Below are 11,623 nucleotides of genomic sequence, written 5' to 3'. Positions count from 1 at the left end.
TGCAAGCATTCTCATCTGTTCCTGAGAAATTTTATTTTTGGATAAGGCATCTGCAAAATTCTGCACACTTGCAGCAATCTCATCCTGTTTTCTGCCGAGATACTCCTTTGGCACTGATTCAACTGTTTTTACAGCTATCTGCTGAACTCCTATCCTGCCTGCATGAACCAGTACTGTTTTCGGATGAGCCATGGCATATCTTATAAACAGAAACATTACAAATACGGTAAAAAGAACACCTATAAAAAACCCCACTATAACCGAACCTGCTCTTGATTTCTCTCTTCTTCTCTGTTCCATTTTTACTTTCCTCTTTTTTCCGGATTAATCTGTTATTGATTTTTCAGTAAAATAACATCTATAATCACTTTCCCCACACCCCTTCAATTTTTTCTCCGCACCATCTGCATTTTCCATGTTCAATATTAATATTTCCGACAGAAAATCCGTACCTTGAAATAAGTTCTCTTCCGCACGAAGGGCAGAATGTATTCTCTCCTGTGTCTCCGGGGATATTTCCCGTATAAACAAATCTGAGCCCTGCCTCAAACCCGATCTCCCTGGCATTCTTAAGTGTATCAGCAGGAGTGGGAGGAATATCATTCATTTTGTATGTGGGATAAAATCTGCTTATGTGCCAGGGGATTGATTTATCAACTGATACTATGAATTCTGCAATCTTTTTAAGTTCTTCAGCAGAATCATTCAGTCCGGGGATAATAAGGGTAGTAAGTTCCACCCACACACCGAATTCTTTCATTCTTATGATTGTATCAAGGACAGGTTTAAGACTTGCGCCGCATATCTTTTTATACATTTCATCTTTGAAAAACTTGAGGTCAACATTTGCACCGTGCATAAACGGTGCTATCTCTTTTAATGCTTCTTCTGACCAGAATCCGTTGGTAATAAAAATATTTTTTATCCCTTCTTTATGTGCAAGCAGGGAAATATCATATGCATAATCAAAAAATATTGCAGGTTCGGTATATGTGTAAGCAATTGCGCCGCACCCTCTCTGCAGAGCAGAGTTTACAATATCTTCCGGAGGAACATCGGAAAATCCACTGCCTGGTTCAGGCCCTGCCTGAGATATATCAGCATTCTGGCAGTTTAAGCAGTGCATATTGCATCCCACAGTTGCAATAGAAAAAGCAGAAGAACCAGGGAGAAAATGAAACAGCGGTTTTTTCTCAATTGGATCAATATGCGTGGCAACAGGATTGCCATATACTAAGGTGTACAAGCGGGAATCTCTGTTTTCCCTGACTCTGCAGATTCCCCTCTTTCCACCAGCAATTCTGCACTTATGCGCACATGTCAGACACGTAACAGATCCGTCAGAATTTTTTTTATATAATTTTGCTTCTTTCATGGGACTTTTCCGTTATATACCCCAACTTGTCATGCCTGCGAAAGCAGGCATCCAGTTATTTTATATCTTCGTACAAATCCTTCCAATTTGGGTTATACTTCTCTATTAATTCTAATTTCCACTTTCTCTTCCACTTCTTAAGCTGCTTCTCCCGATTTATCGCACTAGTAATATCAAAACTTTCTTCAAAATAAACAAGTTTATGCACATTATATTTTGATGTAAATCCAGAAACTTTGTTTTCCTTGTGTTCATACACTCTTCTGGCAAGATTGTTAGTTACTCCTATGTAAAGTGTTCCATTCCTCTTACTTGCCAATATGTAAACATAATATATCTTCATCTCTATTTTTACAGACTTTTCTGGATTCCTGCTTCCGCAGGAATGACATAAATAGTAACTTCCTAAATATTTCTAACAAAAATTTAATCGCCTTTTCGTCTATAAGATTGTCACGCGACCTTGTAATAGTAAGTAATATTTTTTTAAAACCAATACAACTAAATAAATATTTTACCACACAACCCACGTAAGGACACGGGTAAGGAATCCTATTACAAGAGCAAGAATGAAAGTAAAAACAGTTATCAAAATCATACGCTTAGAGCCGATTGCTTTATATAGCGCTCCTATTGTTGCAACACAGGGAACATAGAACACAATAAAAACAGTAAACACAAGTATCTGCCCATAAGTCATAACTGTAAGCAGATCCCGGGTTCCCATTGCCTGAAAAAGCATAAGCATTGAAAGCTCTTTTTTGAACACACCGAATATCAATGTTATTCCTGTTTGAGAAGGAAGCCCGAGAATCCATGTAATGGGGGATAACATTTTATTTATAAGCATACTGAAATTAAAATATTCAATAAAACCCAGAATAATACTTCCGCCTACAAGAAGGGGCCATGCAATAAAAATAAATTCCTTTAATCGCAGCCACGTTTTCTGCAAAAGAGTTTCTATTCTCGGAATCTGATACTGAGGTATCTCAAGCAGCATACCCGGAGTTACCTCAGGCAGAAGCTTTGAAAGTACTCTACCTGAAATACTGATTACAATTAGGTTAAGAAGATAAATCAGCATTGCAGCAGTACCTCCGAGATAAAATCCAACAAGCCCCATTATAATAGTCATTCTTGCTGCACACGGAACCATTGCTGCAATTAAACTTGCTATAAATCTGTCTCTCGGCGATTCAAGAATCCTTGTAGCCATAATTGCAGGAACATTGCAGCCATAACCTATTACAGCAGGTATTACTGCTTTTCCGTGCAGCCCGATTTTATGCATAAAAGCATCCATCAGGAATGCAACACGGGGCAGGTAACCAATGTCCTCAAGAAGTGCAAGGCCGAACAAAAACGGAAAAAGGTATGGAAGTATAATTGCAAGGCCTCCGCCAAAGCCATTAATTACAGCGCCGGATACCATTGCGGCCATAGAGCCTGAGCCGAACATCCTGGCTGTTTCTTTTACTCCCTGTTCAACAAGTGCCATCATCGGCGCTTCTATAAGAGCTCCAAACCGGAATATTGTGTTAAAAAAAATAAATAAAAACAAAACCAGGAAAAAATATCCCCACACATTATGCATCAATACTTTGTCAACACTCTTTCGCCAGTCTTTTTTCGGTTTGCCAAGACGTGTTACTTCCTCGAATAGTGTCAGGGATAATGCATGACGCTCACCGTTCATAACTGCATCTGAAGGCCGTCCATGCGTTCTGGAAAGTTCCTTCTGAAAATCCTCAATGGCTTTTGTTAACTCGGGATGAGATTGATTTATGTAATCAACAAAAAAAGGATCATTCTCAAGTAATTTTACAGCAAGAAGCCTTCCGAGAAAAGGCAGAGAAGAATCAAGGCTGTCTTTAAGTATTCCTGCAAGCTTTGCAATTATTATTTCAACATCCCTGCTGTTTTTAATTATATTCCCGGTAGTACCTTTCTCCGCTGTTTCAACTACACTTTTGAAAAGATTATCTATACCCCTGCCTCTTGAAGCAACTGTTGTAACAACAACCACTCCCAATTTTTTTGACAATTCGGAAGTATCAATAAATATACCCTTTTTCTCGGCCTCATCTATCATGTTAAGGCATACTACCATGGGAATTTTAAGATCAAGAAGCTGCAAAGTCAGTTCAAGGCTTCGGCCGAGAAGGGAAGCATCTATTACGTTTACAATAACATCAACAGGCCCATTTATGAGATACTGCTGACTGACTCTTTCTGCTTCATCAAAGGAGGAAAGAGAATATATCCCCGGAAGATCCACAAGCGCGCATACTTCACCGCCTACCCTTACTCTACTTTTTGTATATTGGATTGTTGCACCCGGGAAATTTGAAGATATGGAACGATAACCTGCTACCTCATTAAAAATAGTACTCTTACCGCAGTTCGGCTGTCCCACAAGAACAATATTAAAATCAAACTCTTGATCTGATTTATTGTTTAAATCCATCATTCTCTACTCACAATAATTTTTTTTGCCATTCCCCTGCCGATTGCAACTTCGCTTCCGTGTACTTCAACAAGAAGGGGACCGCCCATAATACCGCTTCTTCTGACTACTACCACATCGCCGAGGTGAATACCCATCTGGTTCAGCCTACGCCTTACCGTTACTCCGCCGTCTATTTTTTTAACAGTCCACTCAGTGTTCTTTTCTGCCTGTTCCAGTGTAATTAAATCCATTTCTTCTGATTCCTGTCATCAATTATATCATGAACTATATTTTTTTTAATTTAAGGAAATTTTCCATCTGTTTTACAGTCTCCGGACTGATTCTGTGTTCAATCTGGCATGTATCTTTCTCAGCAATTTCCAGATCAATTTTTAAAATATCCGATAAAAACGATTTAATAATAATAAATCTTCTCTCAAGTTGTTCTGCAAGGAACACCCCCTCTGTTGTTAGTTTCACCAGATCATAGCGGGGGTGGCACACAAAGCCCTGATTGATTAAATTTTTCATAGCAGAAGAGACACTCGGCATTGATATTCCCATTCTTGATGCAATATCTTTAATCCTTACAGCTCCTTTTTCAAGCTGCAGAGTATGAACTGTTTTTAAATAGTCTTCCATATTGGGCGAAAGGTTGCTTTTCATTACAGAACCTTAATTAGTTAGTTTCACATAACAAAGTTAGACACGACTAAATTTACAATGATTTCTTAAAAATGCAAGTATTTTTTCTCAAAAAAATCAATACTGACATCCAAAAAAAGTAGAGCAAACTTGCAAATTTGCTCTACTTTTAATTTTTTTTAATGTTAAAACCTGCCTAAACTGTAAACAGCACATACCTTAAAATAAACAGAACTGCCACTGCACATATAAGCCAGTGAACTTCCCTGGCTTTTCCTGAAAAAATCTTTATCACAGGATAAGCAATAAATCCCATTGCCATTCCGTCTGCAATGGAGTAGCTCATAGGAATGCCAATCATAATCAGAAATGCGGGTATTGCTTCGGAAAAATCATCCCATTCTATTTTTCTTACATTTCTCATCATAAGAGATCCGACTATTACAAGAGCAGGTGCAGTAATCGGCGAATACCTGCCAATCATACCAATAATCGGATTAATAAAGAGTGCAAGCAGAAAAAGTATGGCAACAACAACACTGCTTAACCCTGTTCTCGCTCCGTACTCCACGCCCACAGCGCTCTCAATAAAAGAGGTTACAGTACTGGTACCTGAACATGAACCTATAACTGTTCCAACTGCATCTGATATAAGAGCCCTGTTCCCGCCGGGCAGAGTATTATCTTTTATAAGCCCTGCCTGTTCCGATACTCCGACAATTGTTCCTACAGTATCAAACATATCCATAAAAAGAAAAATTACTATAAACGGCACAAGGCTGAACTTAAGAGCTCCGACAATATCCATTTTGAAAAATGCCTGATCATGGGGAAGCCCGAACACTCCTTCGAAATGCACTTTACCAACAGCAAGAGCAATAACTGTTGTTGCCACGATACCCCACAATATAGCGCCTTTTACCCTTCTTGTATGCAGAACTGCAGTTAAAAGAAGTCCAAAAAGAAAGATTAAAACATTTGCCTGAAGAATATGTGAATTAAATGCAACTGCAGTGCCCGGAGATTTTACAATGATCCCTCCGTTGCGCAAACCTATAAAAGCAATAAAAAATCCTATGCCGACTGCAATTCCGTTTTTCATGCTGGGGCTTATTGCATCAATAATTGCTTTACGGAATTTAAGAAGGGACAGAAGCAGAAAAATAATTCCGGAAATAAATACAATACCGAGAGCAACCTGCCACGAATTTGTTATACCTCTTGCACCGAGTGCCATTACAACTGTTACAAAAAAGAAGTTTTCTCCCATTCCCGGAGCCTGGGCAATGGGGAAATTTGCATAAACTCCCATGATAAATGTTGCTACCGCAGCAGCAAGGCATGTTCCCACAAGAGCAGCATCAAATGACAGGCCAGTGGCATTACCTGCAAAATCAGTTGAGAGAACTGCAGGATTTACAAAAATAATATAGGCCATTGTGAGAAACGTTGTAAGCCCGCCAAAAACTTCAATCTTAACACTTACCCCCTTTTCTTTCAGATGGAATAGTTTTTCTAACATTACATACCTCCACAGTTTTGGAAATATTAATTTTTATCCGTGAAATTGTTGATAGTATCACATGCATTATCAACCAATATTTCAAAATTATTTGAAATAATTTGATCTATAAATCTGAAACCATAATTTGGCAACCTTTTTATAGATATTGATCCTGAAATAAAAATTCTTACACTCATCTTTTTATTCTCGTTTTTCTAAAAGTTAATATAAAACTTTTTTATCCGGCATCTGAAAATCTCCGACACCTGTGGTGCTTCGGGAGGTGTAGGTAAATCAAGAAAAAAGGGGCTCACTTTTTCCCTACAAGTTAAAAAATTGTTAACTTGTAGTGTAAATTTAAAAAAACACAGAAAGTAGCCCCTAATGCAAATATCAAAAAAAAATACAAAAATTTCATTAAAGGAACAAGAATTTTTACCGGAAACAGTTTACGATCATTATTTTGCAATTGACTGCTCTCAGGAAACAGTAGCAATAGCCCATATGCGTTCAAATAGCAGGAGACCTAACGTATCGAATATAAAAAATTTATTTAAATACTTTGAACGGTTTCAAGAGAAAAAGATACTAACAATAGAGGAGGCCACTTCCACACATTGGTTATTTGTTAAATTACGTGGGGAATTCAGACGCATATTAATATGCGATCCATATCGTAATGCTTTACTGAGCGAAGGGTCCAAGACAGACAGGATCGACGCCAATAAATTATGTCTACTCCTGCGTTCAAACCTTCTTAGAAAAGTATTTCACAGTTTGGAGCATGATTACTGGATCCGTAAATTGGTAATGAGTTATATCTCTCTTGTCAGAAATGGTACAAGAGTACTGAATCAAAAATCAGTTATATATCGTGCATTAGGGTTACAATACAAGAAAATAGTATTAAAACACGTAATAAAAAATACTACACCATATCTTTAATAAAGTGACCCCAAAAGCAGAAAACAAAAATGATAATTTTTGTTAATGGGATAGTATTTTCTCTTGACTTTTTTCTTAATAAACTTTCCCGTCCCGATTTCCTTTAATAAAAAACTATGATAATCAGAATCGGGACTATCGGGAATCCAGGAGAGGAGGTGGGATTCCCTGCAATCACCCCACCCACCTCTGGATGCCCGTTTTCACGGGCATGACAAATTTAGCAAAATGTCATTTCGAAGGAGCAACAGCGACTGAGAAATCTTAAAATATGATAAAACAGAAGATTTCTCTTCTGCCTGCGGCAGAATCGAAATGACAGAATTGAGGATTTTTTCTCCGGCATCTGAAAATTTCCGTTAAAAAATGACGTTAATGAAAATCACTCTTTACATAGGCGTAAATATTTTTTATATTATACAATTATTTAAAATAAAGCGGCGGTAAAGTAAAATGTTGAAAAATTTCCAACAGGCAGAAGAGAAAATCCCTGTAGCTGTATTGGGTGCTACCGGTATGGTAGGGCAGAAATTTATAAAGCTTATGGAGGGACATCCCTGGTTTGAAATAAAAGCAGTTGCAGCATCTGCAAATTCAGCAGGGAAAATATTTTCAGAAGCAGTCAGAAACAAACATACAGGCAACGGACACTTTCTCCCTGATATTGAATCCATGACTGTAATGAACGTTGAAAAGGACATGGAAAAAATTTCATCTAATGTCAGAATTGTGTTCTCCGCGCTGAACATGGAAAAAGGGGAAATAAAAAAAATTGAAGAGAACTATGCTGCAGCAGGATGTGCGGTTATTTCAAACAATTCAGCCAACAGGTGGACATCTGACATACCTATGATTCTGCCTGAAATAAACAGCCGCCACACTCAGCTTATCGAAACCCAAAGAAAAAACAGGGGATGGACAACAGGATGCATCGTTGTTAAACCAAACTGTTCCATTCAATCCTACATGCCTGTGCTTGAAGCGCTTAAACACTTCGGCCCTGAAGAAGTCGTTGTCTCAACATATCAGGCGATCTCCGGAGCAGGAAAAACATTTGAGACAATGCCGGAAATCATTGACAATGTTATCCCGTTTATTCCGGGAGAAGAAGAAAAGTCTGAAAAAGAGCCATTGAGAATATGGGGTAAAATTGTCAACGGCCTCATTGAGCCTGCAACCGAACCTGCTATCTCTGCCACATGTATGAGAGTTCCGGTTTCAGACGGACATATGGCATCTGTCAGTGTACGATTCAAAGAGACACCCACTCTGCAGGAGTGTATTCAGGCTATTGAGGAATTCATATCTCCGATTGATGAATTGAATCTTCCTTCAGCTCCGGAGCACTTTTTAAAATACTTTACCGAAAACGACAGGCCGCAGACATCTTTAGACCGGGATTTGTTCAATGGTATGGGAATAAGTGTAGGACGATTTCGCCGGGATACTGTTCTGGACTGGAAATTTGCATGCCTTTCTCATAATACTATCAGAGGAGCTGCAGGCGGTGCTCTGCTTCTTGCTGAACTTCTTGTTAAAAAAGGTTACGTTAAGTAGGAGTTATTAATGAATTATATTATCAATGACCAGGCAGAAAAACTTAACAAAATACTGAAATTAGACTATCCTGCAGCCTATTCCCTTTTATCCGAACGGGGCAAAGGAATATTTTTCCCAAAAAAAGGGCTTATCAAACAATCCGCAGAAGCCAGAGGGAAAGAACTGAATGCAACAATAGGCATTAGTATTGATGATGACGGACAGCCCATGCGCCTTTCGGCAATCGAATCCATGCTGAATATCAAACCGGCTGATGCTTTCCCTTACGCTCCGAGTTCGGGGATACCGGAACTCAGGGAAAAATGGCAGCAGCTTATCTTCAAAAAAAACCCGTCTCTCAGCGGACAGACAATATCAAAGCCCCTTGTAACAAGCGGGCTCACACACGGGCTTACAATTACATCTTTTCTTTTTATAAACCCAGGCGACAAAATTATCTTGACAGATATATTCTGGGGCAATTACAAACTTATTTTTGAACAAGCTTATCAAGGCAGAATAGAATCTTATCCTATTTTTTCCCAGGGTGGTTACAATGTAGCAGGCCTTGACCAAAGGCTTAAAGAACAGCAGGGAAAACAGATTATTCTTTTAAACTTCCCCCACAATCCTACAGGATACACAATTACCGATGAAGAAGCAGGCCGTATCGCTGAAGTAATCAAAAACAGCGCTGAAAGAGGCAATAAAATCCTTATAATATGCGACGATGCATATTTTGGACTCATTTATAAAAAAAATATCCTGCGGGAATCAATCTTCTCCCGTATTGCAGGTTTGCATGAAAACATACTTGCTGTAAAAATTGATGGTGCAACAAAAGAAGATTTTGCATGGGGGTTCAGAGTCGGATTCATTACTTTCTCAGGTAAAAATATTTCAAAAAATGCATGTGCTGCTTTGGAAGAAAAAGCTTCAGGCGCTATAAGAAGTACAATTTCCAACTCTTCGCGCCTGTCTCAAAGCCTGCTGCTTACGGCACTTAATTCCGGAAACTATGATAATGAAAAATCAAATAAAAAAGATATTCTAAACCACCGATACATGAAAGTGTGCTCAATACTGGATGAAAACAAAAAAATGTATTCAAGATATTTCTCTCCTCTCCCGTTCAATTCCGGATATTTCTTATGCATTGAGCTGAAAGAAGGTATTGATGCGGAAAAATTGAGACAAAAACTGTTAAATGATTTTGATACTGGAGTTATTGCACTGGGCAGCCTGATTAGAATTGCCTTCTCTTCTGTCCCCGAAGATAAAATTGCCAAAATATTTGACAATATCTATACTGCATGCCTGCAGTTGGCGAGGTAAGAGATATTAAATTTCTCACGTACATGAGCGGCCTCCGTATTCTCGGAGGCCGCTTTTTTCAGGACAGATTAGGGTAAGAGGGGGATTATAAAATTCTGATAAATCTCATTAATCCGCAAATAGTTATCATGAAACCGTTTCATTCTGCCCGTACATGGAATCCACACTGCTTTTAACATCTTCTATATTTTCATTTAGCTCAGCAAGGAATTGTGTTAGTTCAATATCAGCTATATATTTTGATTTTGTACCCAGAAAATGCCACAAATCAACAATTTCAGGCATTATATCTTCACCTTCACTGTAACCGAAATCAAGCTGATGATAAAGGCAGATAAGATCAGCAAGACGAACGATTGCAACTAAAATTTTATGTTCAGTGGCTTCAAGAGGTTTATGATGAAAACTTACAACATCTGACAGAATGGACGGAAGCCTCCAGTCCTTAACAAGCCATGCCCCGAAATCCGTATGGTTTATTCCAAGCACAATGTCTTCAGCATCATAAAATGTTGCATGCCTGTCAAGAACAATTTCTACCACTTTTTCAAACTCCTTGCCGAATTGAACAGCAATAATTACTTCACCTATATCATGAACAAGCCCTGCAAGATATGCAAGCTCTCTGTCCTGAAAATGAAAACGCGTTGCAATCTCTTTGCTTATAAGCGCGCACCCGAGAGAATGTTCCCAAAAACGCACCCTCTTTAACAACGGAGTGTCGCGTTCAAATGTATTTGCAAGGCTTACTGAATATATAAGATTAGTTATTTCCCTAAGGCCTAAAAAAACAATTGCTTCCTTAACAGAATTCACTTCACGGCTTAAACCCCAGAATGCTGAATTTACCATACGAATCATTCTTGTTGTCAAAACCTGATCACTCATAATCAGATCCGCAAGCTCTTCTATATCAGGTTCAGGATCATGTATTTTATTAAACAATTTTATCACAATATGGGGAAGAGTAGGTATGTCTGTAACCTGGCTCAGATATTCTTCTAATTTTGCATTCTTTTCTTCATCCATGTTTGGCCTCTGTGTGAAAACTGTTTTTGTTTTTAAACATCCTGCATCTATAACCCGAATGGAGTGAAACTACCATTGAAGGTATCTGCCTTGATTTAATACCGAAAGCTCTGCATCCGAAAGGATAAGAATCATCCCAGGTAATGTAAAAATGCATGCATTTTCTGCAATCAAGCCTATTTTCCATTGTCTAATTTCTCAATCTCAGGTTTAACATATTTTGCCATGCAATCAGGGCAGATACTGTGGCTGAATTTCGCTTCCGAATGTTCCGAAATGTAGGTTTCAACGCTCATCCAATAATTTTTGTCATCCCTTATTTTGTGACAGTACGAACAAATAGGTAAAAGCCCCTGCAGGGTTTCAACGTTATCAAGGGCATCCTGCAATTTTTCAACATGTTCGTTAAGACGATTCTGAAGGCCTACTACCCTTTCACCTACTTTCACTCTTGCAATTAATTCTCCTGCATTAAAAGGTTTTGTTACATAATCATCAGCACCAGCATCAAGCCCCTCTATAACATCTATCTTTCTACCCTTACCTGTAAGCAGAATTATATAAACATACTTATCCTTGGCAGACGCTCTTGTCAATCTGCAAACTTCAGTTCCGTCCTTTCCCGGCATCATCCAGTCAAGTATAACAAGTTGTGGTGCATCATACCGTTTAAGTATTTCCCATGCACTTTCACCATCCTGTACAGACAGAACCTCGTATCCCCTTTTTTCAAGAATGGTTACAAGAACTTTTCTGGAGACAGGATCGTCTTCAGCTATAAGTATTTTCATTTTGCGCC

The 11,623-nt window shown here is 38.5% G+C and carries 11 protein-coding genes; 2 read left to right on the top strand and 9 right to left on the bottom strand.

The window, feature by feature from the left end:
* From J7K93_05600 to J7K93_05570, 7 genes are all read right to left on the bottom strand, one after another.
* On the bottom strand, positions 1-300 hold a 300-nt coding region (locus J7K93_05600; GenBank protein MCD6116468.1), incomplete at its 3' end, for a hypothetical protein.
* A 64-nt stretch (positions 301-364) separates the two neighbouring features.
* Positions 365-1,375, bottom strand: coding sequence for an AmmeMemoRadiSam system radical SAM enzyme (amrS, locus tag J7K93_05595; protein ID MCD6116467.1), 1,011 nt, complete (start codon positions 1,373-1,375; stop codon positions 365-367).
* A 55-nt stretch (positions 1,376-1,430) separates the two neighbouring features.
* Positions 1,431-1,718 (bottom strand): GIY-YIG nuclease family protein, encoded by a 288-nt coding sequence (locus J7K93_05590; GenBank protein ID MCD6116466.1) that lies wholly within the window; start codon positions 1,716-1,718, stop codon positions 1,431-1,433.
* A gap of 171 nt (positions 1,719-1,889) precedes the next feature.
* Positions 1,890-3,845, bottom strand: a complete 1,956-nt coding sequence (feoB, locus tag J7K93_05585) for a ferrous iron transport protein B (GenBank protein ID MCD6116465.1) — start codon at positions 3,843-3,845, stop codon at positions 1,890-1,892.
* Entirely contained in the window at positions 3,845-4,078 is a 234-nt protein-coding gene (locus J7K93_05580; GenBank protein MCD6116464.1) for a ferrous iron transport protein A, read from the bottom strand. Before J7K93_05580 ends, feoB begins: the two co-directional genes overlap by 1 nt.
* A 34-nt stretch (positions 4,079-4,112) precedes the next feature.
* Complete coding sequence (locus J7K93_05575; GenBank protein MCD6116463.1) at positions 4,113-4,493, bottom strand: metal-dependent transcriptional regulator; 381 nt, start codon at positions 4,491-4,493, stop codon at positions 4,113-4,115.
* A gap of 175 nt (positions 4,494-4,668) precedes the next feature.
* The gene (locus J7K93_05570; protein ID MCD6116462.1) at positions 4,669-5,994 is read right to left on the bottom strand and encodes an NCS2 family permease; all 1,326 of its coding nucleotides are present in this window, start codon (positions 5,992-5,994) and stop codon (positions 4,669-4,671) included.
* A 1,380-nt stretch (positions 5,995-7,374) separates the two neighbouring features.
* Between J7K93_05570 and asd the strand changes: the two genes are divergently transcribed.
* Positions 7,375-8,478 carry an aspartate-semialdehyde dehydrogenase gene (gene asd / locus J7K93_05565; GenBank protein MCD6116461.1) on the top strand — a complete coding sequence of 368 codons (1,104 nt, stop codon included), beginning with the start codon at positions 7,375-7,377 and terminating at the stop codon, positions 8,476-8,478.
* Positions 8,479-8,487: 9 nt separating this feature from the next.
* A complete protein-coding gene (locus tag J7K93_05560) occupies positions 8,488-9,795 on the top strand; it encodes an aminotransferase class I/II-fold pyridoxal phosphate-dependent enzyme (GenBank protein MCD6116460.1) in 1,308 nt (435 codons plus the stop codon).
* Between the two features lie 126 nt (positions 9,796-9,921).
* Here J7K93_05560 and J7K93_05555 read toward each other — a convergent pair whose 3' ends face one another.
* Together J7K93_05555 and J7K93_05550 are read right to left on the bottom strand one after the other, a co-directional pair.
* Positions 9,922-10,824, bottom strand: a complete 903-nt coding sequence (locus J7K93_05555; GenBank protein MCD6116459.1) for an HDOD domain-containing protein — start codon at positions 10,822-10,824, stop codon at positions 9,922-9,924.
* Between the two features lie 176 nt (positions 10,825-11,000).
* Positions 11,001-11,615, bottom strand: a complete 615-nt coding sequence (locus J7K93_05550; GenBank protein MCD6116458.1) for a response regulator — start codon at positions 11,613-11,615, stop codon at positions 11,001-11,003.
* Positions 11,616-11,623 lie beyond the last annotated feature (8 nt).

This window comes from bacterium (assembly GCA_021158245.1).
Taxonomy (GTDB): Bacteria; Zhuqueibacterota; QNDG01; order QNDG01; family QNDG01; genus QNDG01.
This window is presented reverse-complemented; position numbering and strand designations above follow the sequence as displayed.